Here is a 23,620-nt window from a genome sequence, read left to right as displayed (position 1 = left end):
TTATTTATTGTCAACTATGTTGACAATTTTTTGTTAAAGCGTAAAATAAGCATTTGAAGTTAAATAGTATCAAAGTGTTTTCTGTAAAAAGCAGGAATCGAATGAAAGGATTTACACATGTCAGATACAATTACAGATACACATGGTAAAAGCGTCAATCGCTTAGCTATGATGCTCGTCTTATTGGTTGGTGTCTTCTCGGTGATGCTGATGCAGACCTCACTTGGAACAGCACAACCAGCACTGATGAAGGCTTTTGATGTTAATGCCTCTACCGTACAATGGTTGACGACCATATTCTTAATGGCTAACGGTATTATGGTGCCGGTTTCAGCCTTCTTAACGACAAGAATTCCCACAAAAACGCTTTATTTATCAGCGTTGAGCTTATTTACAGCCGGAACTTTTTTGGCCTTTATGACACCAACAAATGCATTCTGGTTACTAATGGTTGCACGTGTATTACAAGCAATGGCAGTTGGTGTCTTGATGCCTCTGATGCAGGTCGTATCCTTGACGCTGTTTGATGCAGAGTCACGTGGAAAAGCCATGGGCTTGGGTGGTCTAGTTGTTGGTATGGCACCTGCCATCGGACCAACACTATCAGGGTGGATTTTGGAGAAAGATCATACTTTTCTGGGTTTCACGTTACAAAATTCTTGGCGCTCTATATTTCTAATTGACTTACCAGTCGTCATTATTGTTATTATTGCCTCATTCTTTGTATTCCACGATGTTTTACCTACTAGGAATATTTCTCTTAATGTGCGTTCACTAATCGAATCGACATTTGGGTTTGGATTGTTACTATTCGGTTTTGCCATGGTATCAACACATGGTTGGGGCGACCTTGGTTGGGTTATCTTACCATTAATAGCAGGTATTTTAATTATTGCAGAATTTATGTGGCATCAATCAAGAATGGATAAGCCATTCTTAGATATGTCAGTATTCAAAAATAGGCAGTTCACGATTACGACAATTTTGGTTTCTTTAGCTATGATGTCCATGATTGGGGTTGAAATGATTCTGCCAATCTTCTTACAAAATATTCGTGGCATGACGCCTTTGCACTCAGGATTAACATTATTACCGGGTGCATTAATGATGGGACTTATTTCACCATTAGCCGGTGCATTCTATGACAAGCATGGCGCTAAGCGTTTAGCTATTACTGGTTTTACTATTTTAATTATTGGCACACTACCATTGTTTTATATGACCGCTGATACGCCGTCTATATATATCACAGCACTTTACACATTGCGTATGTTTGGTATTGCCATGGTTATGATGCCGCTAACAGCATCAGCTATGGGTGCTTTGTCTCCAGAGACTGCTGCACAAGGAACGGCAGCTAACAACACAATGCGTCAAATTGCTTCATCCCTAGGAACAGCTATTTTGGCTTCAATGATGCAATCAGTAACAGATAATAATAAGCCATCATCTGCCTTAAAAGGGCAAGATCCGTTAGAATGGGCACAAAAAATGATTGATGCGACGTTGAAAGGTTTTCATGCTTCATTTCTTCTGGCAGCATCCTTTGCCATTGTAGCTGTTATTATTGCATTTACATTGCACAGCGGTAAGGTAAACACACCATCAAAGATGGAGGCGTCAAAATGATTATTTTAATTATGGCAGTATTTGCGCTGCTAGGCTTTTTAGCAAATATGATGTTAGAAAACCGTGTTATTCGTTTGCTAACCGCTCTGATTATGTTTATCGGTTTAATTATTTCTGTGATTGGCATTGTTGCAAACATGCACGATCATTATGGTATGAAAGCAGTTACGACGACCAAAAAACAGCAAATTTATACAGCGGGTGATGCTAATCAAGGATTTGGTATGCTGTTGTATCAAGGTGTTGGAACTAATGGTAAAGAAAATGTTTATATTTATAAAACAAGTTCCGATGCTAAGAAAACTTTCGTGGCAAAGCCAGATTTGAAAACAACTTCTAGACGAGAAAGTATCGCTGGAAACAAAGCATACAAGGTCACAAAAACGACACGTTGGGTTTATAAAAACAATACTTACAAATTATTGTTTGGAATTGCTGATAATAATAAGAGTTTGAAGCATCGACGTACTATTTATCAAGTACCAAGTACCTGGATTGCCTTGACAACTACTCAGGCAAAATCACTATCTGCTAAAATGACGCCTAAAACAGATGCTGAAAAAGCTGCTGCTGCTGAACAACAAAAGCAATTAGCAGAATTAGCTCAAAAAGATCCTGACAAAGCAGCGCAAATGCAGGTTAAGGCAGTTAAGGCAGCTCTAGATAGTAAATGATTTCATCATAGGATTTAAATTAATATGCGTAATACTTGCTAATTTTTATGGATGTGTTACACTGTAAGAGTAATAAAAGTTTTTGATTTTGATTTGTTTTTCTCGGAAGGCGCTCAGTACCAATTATTTAAATTACGAACAATAAAACTTGGTGAGCACACCAAAGGAGAAACATATCATGGAAAAAGGCACAGTAAAGTGGTTTAACGGAGAAAAGGGTTACGGATTCATCACACGCGAAAGCGGCGAAGATGTATTTGCACACTTCTCAGCAATCCAAGGCGACGGCTTCAAGACTCTTGACGAAGGTCAAGCAGTTACATTTGACGTTGAAACTTCAGACCGCGGTTTGCAAGCAACAAACATCACAAAGGGTTAATTTCTTTTGGAACACACAACTTATATAAGTTGTGTGTTTTTTTGTGTCACCAAAACGTGGTATAATATAGTCGTTAAATTAAACACAAACTAAGGAGTTTAGCACACATGGCTAAGTTAGTATTAATCCGTCACGGTCAAAGTGAATGGAATGCATTAAACTTGTTTAATGGTTGGATTGACACAAAGTTGTCTGAAAAAGGTATTGCCCAAGCCAAAGAAGCTGGCGATCTTTTGGCTGCTGAAGGTATTCAATTTGACCAAGCATATACGTCAGTTTTGACGCGTGCAATCCAAACATTGCACTTGGCTTTAGAAGAAGCAGGACAATTGTTTATTCCAGAAGCAAAGTCATGGCGTTTGAATGAACGTCATTATGGCGCATTGCAAGGTCAAAACAAAGCCGAAGCTGCTGAAAAGTGGGGTGACGAGCAAGTTCACATCTGGCGTCGTTCATACGACGTTTTGCCACCATTGTTGGACTCATATGATGAAACAATGACAGTACAAGGTAATACTTACCCAGCATTTGATCGTCGCTACGCCGATGTACCTGAAGGTGAATTGCCATTGGGTGAAAACTTGAAAATTACTTTGGAACGTGTATTGCCTTTCTGGGAATCAGACATTTCAAAAGATTTAAAAGCTGGTAAAAACGTGGTTATTGCCGCTCACGGTAACTCATTGCGTGCCTTGGTTAAGCACTTGGAAAACATCTCAGATGACGACATTTTGAATGTTGAAATTGCTAACGGACAACCATTGGTATATGATTTGGCTGATGATTTGTCAGTCGTATCAAAAAAGACATTAACTAAGTAATTTAATTCATAAAAGATATGCTGTTTCATAGATTGAGTAGTGTGTCTTTTTTTATGCAATCTTTCGACATTATTTTGGAATTTTGTTTATAATAAAATAAGTATATTCTGCAGGAGAGACCCCCTTATGTCAAAAAATCAAAATAATGCGATTTATGATTTACATGATAAGCCACCCTTTTTTACATGGTTAGGTTTATCATTGCAACATCTGTTTTCTATGTTCGGCGCTACTGTTTTAGTGCCATTACTCGTTGGCCTCAATCCTGGAGTAGCCCTGTTTACATCAGGAGTCGGTACACTGCTTCATTTACTGATTACACGTGGTAAAGTACCAGCTTACATGGGTTCGAGCTTTGCTTTCATTATTCCCATGACGTCCTTGCTGAAGACAGTTGGTTATCCAGCCGTAGCGCAAGGAATTATCTCTGTTGGGCTAGTATATTTGGTTGTTGCTTTCATTGTAACTTTTACTGGCACTGCTTGGATTGAGCATATTTTCCCAGCTGAGGTCGTGGGACCTATCATCATGGTAATTGGCTTGAGTCTAGCTGGTTCTGCTGCTTCCTCAGCGACTACCATGAATGGACATTATGATATTCGTGTGTTTACGGTCGCGTTGGTTACGTTGCTGGCAACGATTGCTTTTAATATGTTTTTAAGGGGATTTTTAGGACTATTGCCAGTGCTACTTGGAATTATCTTTGGTTATATTGTGGCTTTAATCACTGGTCTAGTAGATTTAAGCCCTGTGGCTTCTGCCCATTGGTTCCAATTACCTAATTTTGAGACGTTCATTGGTAAAGATGGTTTCGTCTTTTATCCAGCGGCTGTACTGAGCATGGCACCATTAGCTTTAGTTACGCTGTCTGAGCATCTAGGACATTTGATGGTTTTGTCAAAAATCACTGGGACTGATTTTTTTGAAAATCCAGGTTTGAAACGTACCTTAACGGGGGATGGTACGGCTTCTGTTGTTGCTGGATTGATTGGTGGACCAGCGGTAACATCTTACGGTGAAAACATTGGCGTTATGCAATTGAGCCGTGTTTATTCAGTTTGGGTCATTGGTGGAGCAGCCTTTTTTGCGGTCGTTTTTAGTTTTGTTGGTAAGCTATCAGCTTTGATTTCGACGATCCCTGGCGCTGTTACGGGTGGTGTTGGCTTTATGTTGTATGGTGTCATTGCGGCTGCAGGGTTGCAAGTTATCGTTGACAATAAGGTTGATTATAGTAAGAAACGTAATTTAATGATTGCAGCACCTATTATGGTTGTCGGTATTGGAAACTTTCATTTACAATTAAGCACACAAGTTGATTTTTCTGGTGTTGCCATTGCTACTATTTTGGGCATTGTATTGAATTTGGTGTTGCCAAAAGTGGCTGCAAGTGAAAAGTAAATCATAGAGAGCGGAATTTGTTAAAAATTCGGTTCTTTTTTATTAATGATTAGACAGTCAATAAACATTGGTCTGAAATTTACTATTCTATAAAAATGTTAAAGTTTGTGATACGAACAGAAATTGTAAACGTATACATTTAAAATAATGTAAAAATCCTGATAAACGTTATTATTCTTATATTTAGGTCGGAAGAACTTAACTAACAACGTTTCTCTTAAGGAAAACAAAAAGTTTGTGAAAAACATCGCGGTAAACAGTTGAATTTCAAAATGAAAGGCGTATCATATATTTTATGTTATGACGAATAGCCGATTTCGACCATTTCGCCAAATTATATGAGAAAGGAGAAGGCGCATGGATGACCCAACGGCAACGTTTAAGTTTCTTGGTCTAACCTTTGATTGGACAACGATTATTTCAACGTTGCTGGCTATGGCAATTGTTATCATTGTCTCAATTGTGTTAACCCGCAAACTTAGTGTAAAGCCTAACAAACGGCAAAACGCAATCGAATATTTGTTAGATTTCACCAACGGTATCGTGAATGGACAGCTAACAAAGAAGCAAGCGCGCCAGTTTGGTTTGTTCGCATTTACATTGTTTTTCTTTGTAATTGTGTCAAACGAAATGGGCTTGCTAATACAGTTTAAGCTTGGCGATGGTGTGACTTATATTAAGTCACCAACTGCTGATCCGATTGTAACAATGACGCTTGCAATTATGTCGTTGATGGTTGCTCACGGTATGGGCGTTCAAGAACTTGGTTTTAAGGGCTATATTAAGAACATGTTCTTCACCCCATATTCATGGATGCTTCCGTTGAATATTATTGAACAATTAGCCAATTTCTTGACGTTGTCACTGCGTTTGTTTGGTAACATCTTCGCTGGTGAAATGTTACTAACGCTCGTGGCTAACAGTTTGGCCTGGCCTGGGCACTTTAATGGGCTCTGGTCAGTGCTGGCATTGCCGATTGAAATGGTCTGGCAAGGCTTTTCACTCTTCATCGGTGGTATTCAGGCATATGTGTTTGTCATTTTGACAGGTGTATTCATCTCACAGTTGTCGGGTAACGAGTAAGAGTGTTATTGCAAAGCAAATGAGATTTGTGTTACAGAGGCACTGTGTAAATAATGATTCTATAACACGAGTTGGTTTGCTTATAAAACGCGAGAGCGTATCATCTAAAATAGTATAAATGCGCACGCTTGAAATAGTTCTTGTGTGTGCGCTACGAATAAGGAGAAATCTAATGGATTTGCACAATCTTGGTGTAATCGCAGCAGGTCTTGCAGCTGCTGGAGCCGCCGTTGGTGGTGGTATTGGTAACGGTGTTTTGATTTCACAGTTCTTGGCAGGCATGAGCCGTCAACCAGAACTTGAAGGTCGTTTGTTGTCACGTATGTTCTTGGGTGTTGCGTTGGTCGAAGTTATGCCAATTTTGTCAATTGTCTTCGCCTTCATGTTGATGGGCAAGTAATCACACAATAGTAGCGGAGGAAAATCATGTTGGGAATAACAACATTGGCAGCACTTCCACTTGGAAATATGCTGTTTATTATCATCGCCTTCCTCTTGTTGATGCTCATTTTGAAGAAGGTGGCCTACGGACCATTGACAAAAGTTCTTGATGAACGTGCTGATAAAATTTCTTCTGACATTGACGGTGCTGAAGTAGCTCGTCAAGAGGCAGAGAAATTAGCATCACAACGTCAAGCTGAATTGGCTGAAACACGTCAAAATGCCACAAAAGTGGTTAATGATGCAAAAGCTAGCGCTCAAAAGCAAAGTGACCTAATCGTCTCTGCAGCTAACGATCGCGCAGCTTCTGTCAGCCAACAAGCGCAGACAGATGCACAAAAGCTCAAGGAAGACGCAATTTCTGGTGCAAAAAACGATGTTGCAGCCCTTTCGGTGGCAATCGCTTCAAAGTTAATGCAAAAAGAACTATCGTTAAATGATCAACAAGCATTAATTGATGCTTACATTTCAGATTTAGAAACTAAATAAGGAGTATTGGGATGGCAAAGAATATTAAAGATATTGCTAACCAATACGCCAAAGCAATTTTTGAACTTGCTGGCGAACAAGATAATGTTGATGAGGTTTTGACGGATTTACGCACAATTAAAACAGTGCTTGATGAAAACCAAAATTTCATAACTATTGCCTCATCAGCGGACGTTGCTATTGCTTCACGTGATGATCTGTTAAAAACATTAACAGGTAACAGCACTGACTCAGTTAAAAATTTGGTTAAGCTGTTACAGGTTAACAATCGTTTGAACATTTTATCAATTGTAGTTGATGAATTTGTCAGCCAATATAATGAAGTAAATGGCATCGTGGATGTGCAAGCAACTACGGCTGTTGCACTAGACGATGGACGTTTAGATAAATTAGCTTCTGTCTTTGCATCAAAAACAGGTGCACAGCAAGTTAATATTGAAAACGTAGTTGATGAAAGCATCCTTGGTGGTGTTATCTTGCAGTCACAATCAACTTTAATTGATGGTAGCTTGCAAACAAAAATTGCCAAAATGAAGGCACAATTATTAGGTTAGTGAGGAAGAATAATGGCTATTCAAGCTGAAGAAATTTCTGCTTTAATTAAGCAACAGCTCGAAAAGTTCGACACAACGCTAACTGTAGAAGAAGTGGGAACTGTCACTTATGTTGGTGATGGTGTGGCCCGTGCAACTGGCTTGGCAAATGCCTTAGCTGGTGAACTTGTCGAATTTGCTAATGGCACTTACGGCATGGCCCAAAACCTCGAATCGAGCGAAGTTGGAATTATCATTCTTGGTGGTTTTGACGATATTCGCGAAGGTGACACAGTAAAGCGTACTGGCCGCATCATGGAAGTGCCAGTTGGCGAACAATTAATCGGACGCGTTGTTAACGCCTTGGGTCAACCAATTGATGGATTGGGTGAAATCAAGACAGATAAGACACGCCCTGTAGAAGTAAAAGCACCTGGTGTTATGGAACGTAAATCCGTTTCCGAACCATTACAGACAGGTATTAAAGCAATCGATGCCCTTGTTCCAATTGGACGTGGACAACGTGAGTTAATCATTGGTGACCGTAAGACAGGTAAAACTTCTTTGGCCATCGATACAATTTTGAATCAAAAAGATCAAAACATGATCGTTATCTATGTTGCCATTGGCCAAAAGAATTCAACTGTGCGTGCACAAGTTGAAACCTTACGTCAAATGGGCGCTATGGACTATACAATTGTTGTTAATGCTGGTCCTTCCGAACCAGCACCAATGTTGTATTTGGCGCCTTATGTTGGTGCAGCCATGGGTGAAGAATTCATGTATAATGGCAAGCACGTTTTGATCGTGTATGATGATTTATCAAAGCAAGCCACGGCTTATCGTGAGCTGTCATTGATTCTTCGTCGTCCACCAGGACGTGAAGCTTATCCTGGTGACGTTTTCTACTTGCACTCACGTTTACTAGAGCGTGCGGCTAAGTTGAGCGATGAATTAGGTGGCGGTTCAATGACTGCTTTGCCATTTATCGAAACGCAGGCCGGTGATGTTTCTGCGTATATTCCAACAAACGTAATTTCTATTACTGATGGTCAAGTGTTCTTAGATGCTGATCAATTCTATGCTGGTGTCCGTCCTGCCATTGACGCTGGAACTTCTGTTTCACGTGTTGGTGGTGATGCGCAGATTAAGGCTATGAAGAAGGTTGCTGGTACATTGCGTTTGGATCTGGCGTCTTTCCGTGAGTTAGAAAGTTTCGCGCAGTTTGGTTCTGACTTGGATTCAGCAACCCAAGCAAAGCTTGCTCGTGGACGTCGTACTGTTGAAATTTTGAAGCAGCCATTGAACAAACCAATGCCCGTACAACATCAAGTTGTTGTATTATATGCATTGACACATGGTTACTTGGATGATGTTGAAGTAGCAGATATTCAACGTTTCCAAGATGAATTGATTGCATATGTTGATGCAAATGCTTCAGAATTATTCAAAGCAATTGTTGAAACAAAGAACTTACCTGAAGAGGCTGATTTGAATGCAGCAATCGAAGCCTTTAAGGCTGGATTTGCTGGATCTGAATCAGCAGAATAAAAGGAGGCGCTGTTATGGCTTCTTTGCAAGATATTCAGCGTCGTATTTCATCCACTAAAAAAACACGTCAAATTACGAGTGCCATGCAAATGGTCTCAACGGCAAAATTAAGTCAAATTCAAAAATACAGTGCAGGGTATGGATCTTATGCAGCTCGTTTAGAGGCAGTTGTTGAACATTTAGTTTCAGCTCACCTCTTTGATAATGCAGATGCTGATCATATTCCATTGATTGCACAACGTCCAATTAAAAAAACTGGTATTCTGGTGGTCACATCAGATCGTGGGTTAGTTGGATCATACAATGCAAATGTTATTAAACAAACCAATGTTTTAATGCAAAATCTGAATTTGGATACAAGCAATACAACGATTTTGGCTGTCGGTGGTAATGGAGCTGATTTTTATAAGAAACGTGGGTTTGAGGTTATTTTAGAACACCGCGGTGTGTCAGATGTTCCAACATTTAATGAAATTCGTTCGGTTGTTAAAACGGTGACAAGTCTATATGAAAATGAAGTGTTTGACGCACTTCATGTGGTTTATAACCATTTCGTGAACCGTTTGACTAGTGAATACAGGGACGTGCAATTATTGCCACTAACTGGGGACACTCTGAATGCAATGGGTGGAACGGAAGAACAAAAAGCTGAACTTAATGTTCAAGCAACTTATGAAATCGAACCAGATACAACAGCAGTATTGAACGTTGTTTTGCCACAGTTTGCGCAAAGTTTAGTGTATGAAGCAGTGCTTGATGCAAAAACGGCTGAACACGCTGCTTCATCTACAGCGATGAAGGGTGCAACTGATAATGCGAAAGATCTTATTGGTCGTTTAGAATTACAGTTCAACCGTGCACGTCAAGCAGCAATTACGACTGAAATTACTGAAATTACTGGTGGTATGGCGGCTTTGGAATAAGCTAATTAATGCCATTCAATCTATATTAAAAATACGCACATTTATTTGTGTAGGAATGTATTTGGTATAACATAATAAAGGAATCAAAACCAATGGCTACTTTGGCATTGGTCGGTTCAGTTCATGTATAGCCTTATACTTAAAAACTGAAAGGAAACGACAATGAGTACTGGAAAAGTCGTACAAGTGATTGGTCCGGTCGTCGATATTGCGTTTGAAGCAGGGCAACAAGTTCCTGATATCAACAATGCCCTTGTAATTGATAAGGGTAATGGGCAATCATTGACAGTTGAAGTATCTTTGGCTTTGGGTGACGGCGTTGTCCGCACGATTGCCATGGACTCAACAGACGGGCTCCAACGAGGCATGGGAGTAGTTGACACTGGTAATCCTATTGAGGTTCCAGTTGGTGAAGCTACACTTGGTCGTGTCTTCAACGTATTGGGTGAACCTGTAGATAATAATGGTGCAATTGCTTCTGATGTTCGTCGTAGCTCAATTCATCGTGATGCACCAAAGTATGATGAGTTGACAAGCTCGACAGAGATATTGGAAACAGGTATTAAAGTTATTGATTTGCTTGCTCCATATGTTCGTGGTGGAAAAATTGGTTTGTTTGGTGGTGCCGGTGTTGGTAAGACAGTTCTGATTCAAGAATTAATTCACAACATTGCGCAAGGCCACAACGGTATTTCGGTCTTTACTGGTGTCGGGGAACGTACCCGTGAAGGTAATGACATGTACCATGAAATGGAAGAATCAGGCGTTTTGAAACAAACTGCCATGGTTTATGGTCAAATGAACGAACCACCAGGTGCACGTATGCGTGTTGCCTTAACAGGTTTGACAATGGCTGAAAACTTCCGTGATAATGAAGGTAAGGATGTGTTGTTGTTTATCGATAACATTTTCCGTTTCACTCAGGCTGGTTCTGAAGTGTCAGCTTTGTTGGGACGTATTCCATCAGCCGTTGGTTATCAGCCAACATTGGCAACAGAAATGGGCCAATTGCAGGAACGAATTACTTCAACTAAGAAGGGTTCAGTTACTTCAATTCAAGCCGTTTATGTGCCTGCCGATGATTATACTGATCCAGCGCCTGCTACAACATTCGCGCATTTGGATGCAACAACTAACTTGGAACGTGCATTGACACAACAAGGTATCTACCCAGCCGTTGATCCTTTGGCATCAACTTCTTCTGCTTTGGATCCACAAATTGTTGGTCAAGAACATTATGAAGTTGCTACTGAAGTACAACGTACACTGCAACGTTATCGTGAATTGCAAGATATCATTTCAATTCTGGGTATGGATGAATTGTCAGATGAAGAGAAGACGACTGTTAACCGTGCACGTCGTATTCAATTCTTCTTGTCACAACCATTTTCAGTTGCCGAAACGTTTACTGGTATCAATGGTGAATATGTACCAGTTGCTGAAACTGTACGTTCATTCAAGGAAATTTTGGATGGTAAATATGATGATTTGCCAGAAGATGCATTCCGTAACGTTGGTGCTATTGAACAGGTTGTTGAAAAAGCCAAGACAATGGCCCAATAAGGGGGTATTGACATATGGCAGATGAAACAACAACTGCAACAAAAGGCATTACTGTTCAAATCGTGACACCAGCGGGTGAAGTTTACAATGAAAGTGGTATTGATATCGCTGTTGTAAACACTCAAGGTGGTCAAGTGGGTATCATGGCAAAGCACGTACCGATATTAGCAGCTCTAACAATTGATGAGTTAATCGTCAAGCGCGGTGATGATAAGGAATCATTGGCTGTTAATGGTGGTATTGCTGAGTTTTCAAATGATACTTTGACAGTTGTAGCCGATAGTGCTGAAACTTCGGATGTGATTGATGTGTCGCGTGCTGAAAGCGCCAAGGAGCGTGCGGAAGCACGTTTGGCACATGCACAAGATGATCATAATGACGCTGAATTACGTCGCGCACGAATTGCTTTAATGCGTGCGGTGAACCGTATTCACGTTGCGGCTCTGAAATCTGGTCGCTAAATAAAAAGAATTTAAACCCTCGAAATAATTGTTTCGAGGGTTTTTATAATGAAAAAATGATTGAATATCGATAATAAGTCCTAGTTCAAAGTAAGATATAATGACATTTTTAGGCTAAAAACTACATTTTAGTGCAATTAAAAAAGACAGAAAACATCTATATTAAGCAGATAACCAAATATTAAGATTGTTATAAGACAAGGTGATAGTAGAGTGTATAGTAAATAATAGTATGTAATATTCTTGATATGTTCCAGACGTTTGTCTATTATATTCAACGACTAAACTAATACTCGTAAGTTAATTACATGGATGTGCCAATTCTGGTGTATCTAAATCAGAACAGACAACTTTAGGAGTACAAATATATATGTTTAATATTAAGAAGACTTTGACAATCGCTGCCGGTGTTGCCGGTGCCTTAGCGTTCGGAGGAGCCCATGCAAGTGCCGATACAACAGATTATGTTGTTCAATCAGGTGACACATTAAATAAAATTTCAGCAAAGTACAACGTTTCAGTTGACAAAATTGCTGCTCAAAACAATATTTCAAATGTTAACTGGATCGTTACAGGACAACATTTGAGTTTTGCCACAGATGACACAACTTCAACACAAACAGCTTCAACAACAACAGCTGCTGCTGATACTTCATCAACAACACAAGCAGCCTCAACAACATCTTCAACTGATAACACAGCTTCAACTTCAACACAAACAGCTTCAACAACAACAGCTGCTACTAGCTCAACAACAACGTCATCATCTTCATCATCAGAAACAGCTGCTTTGAATGCACTGATTGCACGTGAATCAAGTGGAAATGTTAATGCTACTAACGGTCAATACTATGGCTTGGGTCAATTATCTGCACAAGCACGTTCTATTTACGGTGGTAACACTGCCGACTACAATGATCAATTGAATGCTATGAAGGCATATATTGCAGCCCGTTATGGTACTGCTGTTAACGCTTTGGCACATTCAAATTCTACTGGTTGGTATTAAAATTTAGTTTTATAAAAAAGAAAGTCGCCATTTGGCGTTTTTTTTCGTTATAATAAATTTATGCAAATAAATTACGATTTTTTAGACTCATATACATTTAAAAATAAACCAATAACAGTTCGAAACCATATAGTTATGGCACCAACTACGCTAAAAAGCTCTCTGGAAGATGGCAGTGTGTCAGATAATGAACTGAAATATTATCAAATGCGTTCAAATGGTCCGGGAATGATTATTGTTGAGGCAGCATACGTTAATGAACTCGGAAAAGGCTGGGAAGGTGGCCTTTCAGCTGCTGATGACGATAAGATTGAGGGACTGTCAAGGTTAGCTAGTGCAATTCATTCTGGTGGTGCTAAGGCTATTTTGCAGTTATTTGCATCTGGTCGTCAATCAAACCAAACAATTTTGCGTGGTGAACAAATTGTTTCAGCTTCTGCTCAGCCTTACCCTCACGGTAGCCATGAAACGCCTCGTGAGCTTAAACATGAGGAAATTTCGCAAACAATTGAGGATTTTGCAGCAGCAACAAAACGGGCCATATTAGCTGGATTCGATGGTGTTGAGTTGCATGGTGCCAATTTGTATTTATTACAACAGTTTTTTTCACCAGAAAGTAACCGACGCCAAGACATTTGGGGTGGGACTTTAGAAAAAAGAATGCGTTTTGGGTTAGCGGTTACCGCTAAGGTCGGTGATACCATCGATAAGTATGCAGAGCGTCCATTTTTACTGGGCTATAGGCAGTCTCCAGAGGAATCAACTACCCCAGGGATTACATTGGCAGACTCATTAGCTTTTGTACAAAGGTTGGTTACTCTACAGATAGATTATTTACATCTATCACTAAAGGATGCTTTTCAAAAGCCTTTTCGTGACGCAAAAGCCGTCAAACAAATAACGACTTATTATACGGAAGTTTTACCAGATAATGTGCCACTAATGGTAGCAGGACTCATTAAGCAACCGATGCAAGTTGAGTCATTACTCGATGAAGGAGTGACCTTTGCAGCCATGGGTAGAGCGCTGATTGCTGACCCAAATTGGGTTCAGAAAGTAAAATTAAATGATGAAAAGTCTATTAGGTACGCTGTTTCTCCAGCCGATTTTGATCTATTGGGAGTACCTAAGCCACTAAAAAAGTGGTTATTAACTCGTTTTAAAAATGGGTTCCCAGTAACAACTGACATAGAATTCGATCCAAAGACACCTTGGAAATACTATAAAAGTATGCCAACTCAGCCCAGACAACAGATTGATCCGACAAAATTAATGACTTTGAAGAAAAGGGTTGACGATAATTAGTATTCTTGATATACTAATATAGTTGTTTGATTGAAACAAATGACATATTGATCATGGCTCGTTGGTCAAGTGGTTAAGACGCCGCCCTTTCACGGCAGAATCGAGAGTTCGATTCTCTCACGAGCTATCAAAAGTCACAACTTAGGTTGTGGCTTTTTTTGTGTATAAAAAATGCAAATAAAAAGCGTTCTAAGAACGCTTAAGTATGTTTATGATTAACGGTAGCATTGATGGCTGAGTTCACAATAGTATCAAAATCATTCTGTTCAAAATTATCCAATCCAGCACGAGTGGACCCGCCTGGAGAAGCAACGTTGTTCATTAATGTTACTGCATCGCTATTTGATTTTTGTAGGGTTTCAGTTGTACCAGCCACAGTTGAAGCAGCAATGGCGGCTGCACTCTCTCCATCTAATCCGTTGTTGATGCCAGCCTGAGTTAATGCATCGATAAATTTGAGGACAAATGCAGGACCTGAACCCGCGATTGCTGAAAAAATAGCGAAATGTTGTTCATCAAGGACACTAGTAGTACCTAACAAATGCCAGTAATTTTGCACTACTTCAATTTGACCCTCGTTTAAACGCTTTGAAAATGCTAAAGCGGTACTACCTTTACCGATTGCTGAGTTAATATTGGGTAATGAACGAACATTAAAAGCTGTTGGGAACACTTCATCAAGATCCGCAATCGTCACTTGCGCAAGTACTGAAATAACAATTTTACCGTCTAGGTTTAAAGAATTACCCAGCGTACGTAGTTGGTTAGGCAAGAAAGCGATAATGACAATATCACACTTTTTTGCGATTGTTTCTGAGTCGGCTGCTTGGATATGTAAATTTGCTGCCAATTTAGCCGCACTGTGTGGAGAGGAAACATAAATATTTTTGCTATCAATACCTGCGTAAATCAAGCCTTTAATCATCGCAGTAGCCATGTTGCCAGCACCAATGAAACCATAATTCATAGTCGAGACTCCTTTGTGTTTTATAGTTACATTATAGCAAACAATATCTGTTTATTTTATGTGGCGCGTGTTTTAAGTTTTAGTAGGCTAGTTAAACTTGCTGCAACCAACATTAAGAATGCAGCAGTTAAAAAAGTTACTTGTACACCATGCAAATCAACTATTTCAGCACTGAGGTGTGCGTGTTTATGACCATAGTTAAGTGCACTTTTCGTCATAATTGTTACCAAAGCGGCTGTACCAAATGATGCTGCAAGTTGTCTGATTGTAGTAAACATGGCAGATCCATCAGGAATGAGTGTTAAAGGTAACGCATTGAAGGCCTCTGTTTGAATTGGCATCAGGACCAAGACTAGTCCAAGTTGACGGACAAACTGTCCGAGAACAGCGAGCCAAAGTGAAGTTGTTAATGTCAGAGAAGCTAAAATAAAAGTGCCAAACGCTGTAATCATAATACCAACTAATGTTAAGTATTTAGCACCGTAGCGATCATATAAACGACCACTCCACGGTGATAAAAATGCGGTTACTAAGGCACCAGGAAACAACACTAGACCTGATTGAAAAGCCGTGGTACCACGCACATTTTGCATATAGAGGGGTAACATCAGTGCACCACCGTACATAGCAATCATCAAAACAACGTTGATTAAAACAGCAACGTTAAATTGTCTATATTTAAATACGGACATATTTAACAATGGTGTTTTAGTTGTATACTGGTGCCAAATGAATAAACTTGTAACAATAATACCTATTAATACAAATCCCCATACAGTAAACTCATTCCAAGGGGTTGCACCTGCGTTAGAAAATCCGTAAAGTAATGATCCAAGACCAATACTTGACAAAACAACGCCGATAAAATCGAATTTTAACCTCTTTTGTTGCCCAATATTTTGTAGTAAGAAATAAGCCAAGATGAAGTTCGCAATAATTAATGGTGCGACAAGATAAAATAGGAAGCGCCAACTTAAATTAGTAACGACTAATCCCGACAAGCTGGGACCCAAAGCAGGGGCGAAATTAAGCGCCAAACCGATTGTTCCCATTGCAGATCCGCGTTCATTGGGCGAAAACAAGTTCATGACAACGACGTTCATTAAAGGGCCGAATACACCGGCGCCCATTGCTTGAATCATACGCCCGATAATGAGGACATCAAATGTTGGCGCAAATCCAGCAGTTACTGTTCCGACGGCGAATAGTCCAGCGGCGGTCAAGTATAGTGTACGTGTTGTTAGGCGTTGAATCAGAAAAGCTGTTAACGGAACCATCACACCATTGACTAACATGTAGCCATTTGTCATCCATTGACCCAAGTCTGTGGAAATATGAAATTCACGCATGATATCTGGCAAGGCAACATTCATTAATGTTTGATTCAAAAAGCCTAAAAAGGTGCCGATAACTAATATGATTAAGATTGTTTTTTGCTTTTGTGTTATATTCAACAGTATCCTACCTTTCATGGTTTTTATTCATAAAAATGCAAACAAAAAACCAGTATAAATACTGGTTTTAAGTAGTCAATAAAATTACTTTGTAGAAGGTAATTCTTCTGACTTACCTTTTGCCCATTGTTGCAATTTTGCGATAGCAGCTTGACGTTGTTTCTTAGCAGCGCTATGACTAACTTTGCGGGCACGTGCAAATGAGTTAAGTGGCTTCTTTAATACCATGATTGTGCTCCTTTTTTATTCAATGATTTCATACAAATAATAATTATACGGCAAAATCTATACGATTACAAGTGTTACAATATATATTATGGAAACTTGGAATGAACAAACAATTAAAGAATTTCGTAAAACATTGCTCAATTGGTATGATAAAGAAGGGCGAGCGCACTTGCCATGGCGTGTCAATCATGATCCTTATCGCGTTTTAGTTTCGGAAATTATGCTGCAACAGACACGCGTAGATACAGTTATTCCGTATTTTGATCGCTTTATGACATCGTTACCAACGGTTGGTGATTTAGCGACCGCACCAGAGGATGTTGTGCTCAAATTATGGGAGGGTTTAGGCTACTACTCGAGAGCGCGAAACTTACAAAAGGCGGCGCAGTTTGTTGTCAATGAATTGCATGGGCAATGGCCAGAGAGTAGTGATGATCTGCAAAGCTTGCCAGGAGTGGGTCCATATACAGCGGCAGCTATTGCGTCAATAAGTTTCAATGAGGTAGTCCCAGCAGTTGATGGCAACCAATATCGTGTTTTTAGTAGATTACTTAAAATTGACGCTGACATTGCTGATACAAAATCACGTAAGATATTTTATGATATTATTGCGCCAATTGTTGATCCGGAAAGACCAGGGGACTTTAACCAAGCAATTATGGATTTGGGATCAAGTTATATGACAACCAAAAATCCCGATAGCTTGTATTCACCGGTGCGTGAATTTAATGCGGCTTTTCGAGATGGTGTTGAGGATCAATACCCTGTTAAAACCACGAAACAACGACCAGTAAAACAGTTGTTTATGGCTTCAGTTTTTGAAAAAGATGGTAAATTATTATTTGAAAAACGACCGGATAGCGGTTTGTTGGCTGGATTTTGGACATTTCCACTAACACAAATTGAAAGTATAGAATCAATTACGGGTCAACAGTTAAATATTAAGCCCGTGACACATATTTTTACACATCGTCGATGGGAAATTTGGTTAGTGAAGCAAGAAACAGCTATGTTGAATGATAATCAACAATATTTTAGTTCTGATGAGTGGTCGGCATTAAGCTTACCAAAGGTACAACATAAATTATTGGAGAAATTATATGATACCGAATTCTAAATACAAAAATATATTTTTTTGGACCATTGAATTATTAGCGCTATCGCTCTTAATTTTGATTGTTTCCCGATTTGATTTTCTAATGAAACCAATTTCAGTATTTATTTCCACGGTTTTTGTACCATTGATTGTCGCCGGATCTTTGTACTATGTTTTGAAACCTGTTTTGACACTTTTAAAGAAAATTACAGTTAAAGGGCATAAAATGCCGCATCAACTGGCTGTTATAATTACTTTTGTGTTGTTCCTAGCCGTGATAGCTGGTTCCTTGATTTTATTGATACCAACTCTAGTGGCGGAAATTACTAATTTAATTACTGCATTACCTGAATTTGCACAAAACGTACAGCGCTTTGTAACAGATTCACTACAAAGTAAGTGGTTATCAAATTTAAATTTGTCAATTGATATAGATGAAGTAAAGAGTGCTGTTGGCAAGTACTCGGCTTCTTTTTTAACTATTACGGCAGGTACATTAGGCAGTGCTGTCTCGATGGTTACATCGGTCACGATTAATGTCGTGACTATTCCAGTCGTTTTATTTTATATGCTAAGTGATGGTGATCGCTTGCTACCAGCAATCCAGAAGCTTTTTCCGGTTCGTTTTGCTGATAATGTCAAAGAATTGACACTTAAAATGGATAAAACTATTGAAAGATATATATCGGGGCAAGCTCTTGAAATGTTGTTTGTCGGGATGACCATGGCTGTGGGTTATTTAATTATTGGTGAACCATACGCATGGTTACTGGGTGTGATTGCTGGTATTACTAACATTGTGCCATATATTGGCCCTTGGATTGGGGTTATACCAGCGTTGATTGTTGCCAGTACACAATCATGGAAACAAATGTTGTTGGTAATGATTGTGATGATGGTTGTTCAGCAATTGGATGGAAACTTTATTTATCCAAATGTTATTGGAAAATCATTACAAATTCACCCATTAACAATTATGATTCTTTTGATGGTAGCCGGTAATCTTTGGGGTATTTTTGGCATGATATTGATTGTGCCAATGTATGCAGTTGCTCGAACTGTTGTTAAATTTGCCATTGAAATGCGTCAATTGACTAAGGAATCGTTAGAATAGCAGTTTTTTAACATTTTTTTGATTTAAGTTGTATTACCCTCTTGACTGATTTAGGTTTTTCCAGTAGAATTAAAGGGTTGTGTGATACATGCGGGTGTGGCGGAACTGGCAGACGCGCTGGATTTAGGTTCCAGTGGAGTAATCCGTGCAGGTTCGATTCCTGTCACCCGTATAATATGGCCGCCGCCATATTTATATATTGAGGTATCTGGTATTATTCACTTGTAGTACCTGAGTACTTTAATTTGCCGACCTAGCTCAGTTGATAGAGCACCTCACTAGTAATGAGGGGGTCGCCGGTTTGAGCCCGGCGGTCGGCATAATTACTTTCAAGAAAAAGCATGAATTCCTATGAATTCATGCTTTTTTCTTTCGTAATATATTGTTGAAATAAGTTTCGCTCAACTTCAGATAGCTCAATGGTTAACCAACTACCGGTTTCGTCATATTGTTCTTCTATAAATTTATGTTTTGCCGCTAATTGGGCAACAACATTTCCTTTATCAAAGGGTATATGCAAAGTTACGACTTCGCTGTCGTTAAAAATATGTTTAACAATGAGATCAATCAGTGCATCTTGAGAATTGGTATCTAGTGCTGACAAAGTAATCACGTTATCGCCAGAGATGTCCGGATAGTGCAACTCAGTGCGATCAGCTTTGTTATATACTGTAATAACGGGTTTACCAGTAACACCAATCTCAGTTAATGTTTTCTCAGTTGTTTCCATCATAGCTTTATAATGCTCGTCTGAAACATCCACCACGTGCAGTATTAGATCTGCATTTGCCGCTTCTTGTAATGTTGATTTGAAAGCAGCAACTAAGTTATGAGGTAGCTTGGATACGAAACCAACCGTATCACTTAATAAAAACTGTCTTTTATCAGGAAGAGTCAGTTGTCTAACTGTGGTGTTTAGCGTAGCAAATAGCATATCTTTTTCAAACACTTGCTTACTATCATCATTGTCTGCACCAACACCAAAACGCATCAACAAACGATTCATCAAGGTAGACTTTCCAGCGTTTGTGTAGCCAACCAGTGCTACGTTTGGTAAGTTGTTAGCGTGTCGTTGCATTGAACGCGTATTTTCACTTTTATCTAAATCAGCCAGTTCTTGACGAACATGAACCATTTGAGACGTAATACGTTGGCGAGATTGTTCTAGCTTTGTTTCACCAGAACCACGTGAGGTGAAACCTGCGCCACCTGTACCTGTTTGTTGATCTAATGAAATTGACATGCTTTTACGTAAGCGTGGTAATTGATATTGTAAACGTGCTAACTGAACTTGGAGTTTTGCAACTTTAGTCTGGGCTCGTTGTGCGAAAATTTCGAGAATTAAACCAGTACGATCGACAACAGTAGCATCTGTTGTTTTTTCTAGGTTACGAATTTGAGAAGGTGTCAATTCATCATTGACAACAATCATATCAACGTCATAAGTTTTTACAGCTTCACCTAACTCTTCGACCTTACCTTTACCAAAGTAAGTGCTAGGATTTGGTCGTTCTAGCTTTTGGGTAAAAGTTTCAACGGGTTCAAGATTATTTGCTTTTGCTAGGTTCGCTAGTTCTTCTAATTCGTAGTCTAGGTTTCCCTGATTAGTTGTTAAGCCAACTAAAAATACTTTACGAGGGTTTTCTTGCATAAAAAATGCCTCCAATCAACTTGCGAGACTGGTGGCAGTTTACGTGTTTAGTACGAAAAAGGCAGACCAATCTCAAGAAAAGCGCATAAAAACAATCTATTGCTTTTATTCACCACATCTTAAAAATTGTTCAACAAGTTCTCGTACCTCTTTCTTCTTAATAGTGATAGTGTATAAGTTTTATAGGAAAATGTCAATAATAACGTACTTTGTTTTGTGATAATTTCTTCAACGCTGCTCCTAGATTTAACGTATAATAGAATGAGTTAACTAATTAATAGAAGGTTTTGAACATGTCAAAAGAAATTTATTTAACTGGTGATCGTCCCACTGGTAAACTACATATTGGTCATTATATTGGATCGTTAAAAAACCGTGTGAGCATGCAAAATTCTGGCGATTACTTGCCATTTGTTATGATTGCTGATACACAAGCATTTACAGATAATGCTCGTAATCCAGAAAAAATACGTCAATCATTAACTGAGGTAGCCTTGGACTATTTGGCGGTTGGTATTGACCCAGCTAAGACAACCATTTTTGTACAATCACAAATCAAAGGGTTATTCGAACTTACAGAATACTTTATGAACTTGGTTAGTGTCGCTCGGTTACAAAGAAATCCAACAGTTAAGTCAGAAATTAAACAAAAAGGCTTTGATGAGGGAATCCCTGCAGGATTTTTGACATATCCAGTATCACAAGCAGCTGATATCGCTATTTTCCGAGCAACAAAGGTGCCGGTAGGGGATGATCAAGAGCCTATGCTTGAGCAGACACGTGAATTAGTACGCTCGTTCAATAATGCTTATAAGTCTGATGTCCTAGTTGAACCAGTTGGTGTTTTTCCACCCAAGGGGCAAGGGCGTTTACCAGGTTTAGATGGTAATGCAAAAATGTCCAAGTCATTAAATAACGGCATTTTCTTGAGTGATGATGCGGATACATTGGTGAAAAAAGTTAAGTCAATGTATACAGATCCCTTACATATCAATATTACTGATCCTGGTCATGTTGAAGGTAATGTGGTGTTTACTTACTTAGATATTTTTGATCCGGATAAAAAACGTGTTCAAGAACTAAAAGATCAGTATACTGCTGGTGGCTTAGGTGATATGAAAATAAAAAAGCATTTGATAGATGTCATGGAAGCTGAAATGGCACCAATTCGTCAACGACGCGAAGAATACGCCCAAGATATCCCAGCGGTTTTGAACATGTTGCAAGAAGGCTCAAATAAAGCCAATGTTGTCGCCGAGGAAACAATGAAAGATGTCCGTCACGTGATGGGACTGGATTATTTTAGTAATTAAAAGCTCGGACTTTCCGAACTTTTTTATTTGATGTGATGGGTATTGATGAATAATAAAGATATCATCTATTTATCTTGGAGATATGATGGGAAATAATGAACAGAAATTGAATCGTGGTTTTGGATTAACAGCATCATTAGCTTTAGTTGTTGGAACAATCATTGGTTCTGGTATATTTTTTAAGCAAGGCAGTGTCTTAGAATCAGCAGGTAGTACAAACGCAGCGATGCTAGCGTGGATTGCTGGAGGTCTTTTAACGCTAGCGTCAGGAATCAGCGTAGCTGAAATTGGCTCTCAAATGGACAAAACTGGTGGCATTTATATTTATATCGAGAAAATTTATGGTAAGGTTTGGGGTTTCTTAGCTGGGTGGATGCAAGTGGTATTTTACGGCCCAGCAATGATGGGATCTATTGCAGCATATTTTGGCATTTTATTTGTTGATTTATTTGGATTATCTAAGTCTTTAGCTATACCATCCGCAATTATTGCATTATCTTTTGTAGGTCTTATTAACTCAATTCCAAACCGATTCAGTGCCGGTTTTCAAATAATAACAACTACAGTGAAAATGTTGCCGATTATTGCATTAATCATTTTTGGCCTTTTTTTTGGACAGCATGATGCGATTGGACAGACTGTTGCTCAGGTTTCGCAGAGTGGCCAAGGTGGCTTCGGAGTGGCTGTATTAGCCACCTTATTTGCTTACGATGGTTGGGTTACTCTAGCTAATATAAGTGGTGAAATTAAAAATCCACAAAAAGTATTACCCAAGGCTATTATTTTTGGTATTTTGATTGTTCTAGTTGCCTATGTTGGTGTGAGTTTTGGCGTTTATCAGAGTTTGCCCGCTAATACTATTGTTAAGTTGGGACAAAACACAACGTTATACATGGCTACAAATGCATTTGGTATTATTGGTGGCAGGTTATTGAGTATCGCTGTATTAATTTCTTTACTTGGAACACTAAACGGGAAAATCGTTTCATTCCCTCGGGTGTTGTTTGCAATGGCTAACGATGGATTGTTTCCGTTTGCCAAACAATTTGCCAAAATCAATATGCGTTCTCGAACACCTAATAAGTCCATTTGGTTTATGATTTTTCTTGGCATTTTAATGATTGTCTTTACAAATCCAGATAGATTAACCGATATTGCGATTTTTACAACCTTTTTATTTTATATACTTGTTTTTGCTGGTGTTTTTAAATTACGCAAAAAGGATCCTTTTGGAGAGAAGCGTAGCTTTTCTATGCCGCTGTATCCTTGGATACCAATCGTCGCTATTTGTGGTTCACTCTATGTTGAAATCTCTGAGATTATGCACGATTTGTCTGGTGTAATAATTTCTATAGCAATTGTCGCTGCTGGTTACCCTGTTTATATATTCTTATCTCGCCGCACGAATAAGGAGTAAAGTATTTGTAAATATTGATCTAATAGAATGCTATTAGTTTGATTAAATCGGACAGAAATATATATGATTGAGTGAAGAACTGACATAGCAATAGTATCATATGTGCTCCTCTTCAATCCCT

General features: G+C 39.0%; 23 protein-coding genes and 3 tRNA genes. 22 read left to right on the top strand and 4 right to left on the bottom strand.

Features of this window, described 5'->3' with window-relative positions; translation table 11 throughout:
* The first annotated feature begins 117 nt into the window (after window positions 1–117).
* The 16 genes from LEUM_RS09155 to LEUM_RS09080 all read left to right on the top strand — a co-directional run bounded on the left by LEUM_RS09155 (window position 118) and on the right by LEUM_RS09080 (window position 14,386).
* On the top strand, window positions 118–1,629 hold the full coding sequence (locus tag LEUM_RS09155) for an MDR family MFS transporter (RefSeq protein WP_011680440.1): 1,512 nt from the start codon (window positions 118–120) through the stop codon (window positions 1,627–1,629).
* Complete coding sequence (locus LEUM_RS09150) at window positions 1,626–2,303, top strand: DUF4811 domain-containing protein (protein WP_011680439.1); 678 nt, start codon at window positions 1,626–1,628, stop codon at window positions 2,301–2,303. Before LEUM_RS09155 ends, LEUM_RS09150 begins: the two co-directional genes overlap by 4 nt.
* A 178-nt stretch (window positions 2,304–2,481) precedes the next feature.
* Window positions 2,482–2,682: a cold-shock protein gene (locus LEUM_RS09145; RefSeq protein WP_002815634.1), complete on the top strand. Its 201-nt coding sequence runs from the start codon at window positions 2,482–2,484 to the stop codon at window positions 2,680–2,682.
* 107 nt (window positions 2,683–2,789) lie between these two features.
* Window positions 2,790–3,503 carry a 2,3-diphosphoglycerate-dependent phosphoglycerate mutase gene (gene gpmA / locus LEUM_RS09140; protein ID WP_011680438.1) on the top strand — a complete coding sequence of 238 codons (714 nt, stop codon included), beginning with the start codon at window positions 2,790–2,792 and terminating at the stop codon, window positions 3,501–3,503.
* A 126-nt stretch (window positions 3,504–3,629) separates the two neighbouring features.
* Window positions 3,630–4,901, top strand: a complete 1,272-nt coding sequence (locus LEUM_RS09135) for a uracil-xanthine permease family protein (protein WP_011680437.1) — start codon at window positions 3,630–3,632, stop codon at window positions 4,899–4,901.
* A 357-nt stretch (window positions 4,902–5,258) separates the two neighbouring features.
* Window positions 5,259–5,984 carry a F0F1 ATP synthase subunit A gene (atpB, locus tag LEUM_RS09130; RefSeq protein WP_002815631.1) on the top strand — a complete coding sequence of 242 codons (726 nt, stop codon included), beginning with the start codon at window positions 5,259–5,261 and terminating at the stop codon, window positions 5,982–5,984.
* Window positions 5,985–6,156: 172 nt separating this feature from the next.
* Window positions 6,157–6,384, top strand: a complete 228-nt coding sequence (gene atpE / locus LEUM_RS09125) for a F0F1 ATP synthase subunit C (RefSeq protein ID WP_002815630.1) — start codon at window positions 6,157–6,159, stop codon at window positions 6,382–6,384.
* A 26-nt stretch (window positions 6,385–6,410) separates the two neighbouring features.
* Window positions 6,411–6,914 carry a F0F1 ATP synthase subunit B gene (atpF, locus tag LEUM_RS09120; protein ID WP_011680436.1) on the top strand — a complete coding sequence of 168 codons (504 nt, stop codon included), beginning with the start codon at window positions 6,411–6,413 and terminating at the stop codon, window positions 6,912–6,914.
* Window positions 6,915–6,925: 11 nt separating this feature from the next.
* A complete protein-coding gene (gene atpH, locus LEUM_RS09115) occupies window positions 6,926–7,468 on the top strand; it encodes an ATP synthase F1 subunit delta (protein WP_011680435.1) in 543 nt (180 codons plus the stop codon).
* Between the two features lie 12 nt (window positions 7,469–7,480).
* Window positions 7,481–8,998, top strand: a complete 1,518-nt coding sequence (gene atpA / locus LEUM_RS09110; protein WP_002815626.1) for a F0F1 ATP synthase subunit alpha — start codon at window positions 7,481–7,483, stop codon at window positions 8,996–8,998.
* 14 nt (window positions 8,999–9,012) lie between these two features.
* Window positions 9,013–9,921: a F0F1 ATP synthase subunit gamma gene (locus LEUM_RS09105; protein ID WP_011680434.1), complete on the top strand. Its 909-nt coding sequence runs from the start codon at window positions 9,013–9,015 to the stop codon at window positions 9,919–9,921.
* A 162-nt stretch (window positions 9,922–10,083) separates the two neighbouring features.
* Window positions 10,084–11,484 (top strand): F0F1 ATP synthase subunit beta, encoded by a 1,401-nt coding sequence (gene atpD, locus LEUM_RS09100; RefSeq protein WP_002815624.1) that lies wholly within the window; start codon window positions 10,084–10,086, stop codon window positions 11,482–11,484.
* A gap of 14 nt (window positions 11,485–11,498) precedes the next feature.
* Window positions 11,499–11,945 carry a F0F1 ATP synthase subunit epsilon gene (locus LEUM_RS09095; protein WP_011680433.1) on the top strand — a complete coding sequence of 149 codons (447 nt, stop codon included), beginning with the start codon at window positions 11,499–11,501 and terminating at the stop codon, window positions 11,943–11,945.
* Between the two features lie 370 nt (window positions 11,946–12,315).
* Window positions 12,316–12,954 carry a LysM peptidoglycan-binding domain-containing protein gene (locus LEUM_RS09090; RefSeq protein ID WP_011680432.1) on the top strand — a complete coding sequence of 213 codons (639 nt, stop codon included), beginning with the start codon at window positions 12,316–12,318 and terminating at the stop codon, window positions 12,952–12,954.
* A 60-nt stretch (window positions 12,955–13,014) separates the two neighbouring features.
* Window positions 13,015–14,259 carry an NADH-dependent flavin oxidoreductase gene (locus LEUM_RS09085; protein WP_041775254.1) on the top strand — a complete coding sequence of 415 codons (1,245 nt, stop codon included), beginning with the start codon at window positions 13,015–13,017 and terminating at the stop codon, window positions 14,257–14,259.
* Between the two features lie 55 nt (window positions 14,260–14,314).
* Window positions 14,315–14,386 (top strand) — tRNA-Glu (locus LEUM_RS09080).
* Between the two features lie 72 nt (window positions 14,387–14,458).
* Here the strand turns inward: LEUM_RS09080 and proC are convergent.
* The 3 genes from proC to LEUM_RS10760 all read right to left on the bottom strand — a co-directional run bounded on the left by proC (window position 14,459) and on the right by LEUM_RS10760 (window position 16,908).
* Window positions 14,459–15,226, bottom strand: coding sequence for a pyrroline-5-carboxylate reductase (gene proC / locus LEUM_RS09075; protein ID WP_011680430.1), 768 nt, complete (start codon window positions 15,224–15,226; stop codon window positions 14,459–14,461).
* 56 nt (window positions 15,227–15,282) lie between these two features.
* Window positions 15,283–16,680, bottom strand: a complete 1,398-nt coding sequence (locus LEUM_RS09070; protein ID WP_011680429.1) for an MDR family MFS transporter — start codon at window positions 16,678–16,680, stop codon at window positions 15,283–15,285.
* A gap of 84 nt (window positions 16,681–16,764) precedes the next feature.
* The gene (locus LEUM_RS10760; protein ID WP_002815612.1) at window positions 16,765–16,908 is read right to left on the bottom strand and encodes a hypothetical protein; all 144 of its coding nucleotides are present in this window, start codon (window positions 16,906–16,908) and stop codon (window positions 16,765–16,767) included.
* Window positions 16,909–16,996: 88 nt separating this feature from the next.
* On the opposite strand from LEUM_RS10760, the gene mutY reads away from it, so the two are divergent.
* From mutY to LEUM_RS09050, 4 genes are all read left to right on the top strand, one after another.
* Window positions 16,997–18,025, top strand: a complete 1,029-nt coding sequence (gene mutY / locus LEUM_RS09065; RefSeq protein WP_011680428.1) for an A/G-specific adenine glycosylase — start codon at window positions 16,997–16,999, stop codon at window positions 18,023–18,025.
* Entirely contained in the window at window positions 18,009–19,118 is a 1,110-nt protein-coding gene (locus LEUM_RS09060) for an AI-2E family transporter (RefSeq protein WP_011680427.1), read from the top strand. Before mutY ends, LEUM_RS09060 begins: the two co-directional genes overlap by 17 nt.
* Window positions 19,119–19,208: 90 nt before the next feature.
* Window positions 19,209–19,290 (top strand) — tRNA-Leu (locus LEUM_RS09055).
* A gap of 75 nt (window positions 19,291–19,365) precedes the next feature.
* A tRNA-Thr gene (locus LEUM_RS09050) sits at window positions 19,366–19,438 on the top strand.
* Window positions 19,439–19,467: 29 nt separating this feature from the next.
* Here the strand turns inward: LEUM_RS09050 and hflX are convergent.
* A complete protein-coding gene (gene hflX, locus LEUM_RS09045) occupies window positions 19,468–20,769 on the bottom strand; it encodes a GTPase HflX (RefSeq protein ID WP_010280121.1) in 1,302 nt (433 codons plus the stop codon).
* Window positions 20,770–21,062: 293 nt separating this feature from the next.
* Here hflX and trpS point away from each other — a divergent pair, with 293 nt between their 5' ends.
* The gene (trpS, locus tag LEUM_RS09040; protein WP_002815607.1) at window positions 21,063–22,082 is read left to right on the top strand and encodes a tryptophan--tRNA ligase; all 1,020 of its coding nucleotides are present in this window, start codon (window positions 21,063–21,065) and stop codon (window positions 22,080–22,082) included.
* A gap of 85 nt (window positions 22,083–22,167) precedes the next feature.
* Window positions 22,168–23,499, top strand: coding sequence for an APC family permease (locus LEUM_RS09035; RefSeq protein ID WP_011680426.1), 1,332 nt, complete (start codon window positions 22,168–22,170; stop codon window positions 23,497–23,499).
* Window positions 23,500–23,620 lie beyond the last annotated feature (121 nt).

Origin of the sequence: Leuconostoc mesenteroides subsp. mesenteroides ATCC 8293 (assembly GCF_000014445.1) — a bacterium.
Lineage (GTDB): Bacteria > Bacillota > Bacilli > Lactobacillales > Lactobacillaceae > Leuconostoc > Leuconostoc mesenteroides.
This window is presented reverse-complemented; position numbering and strand designations above follow the sequence as displayed.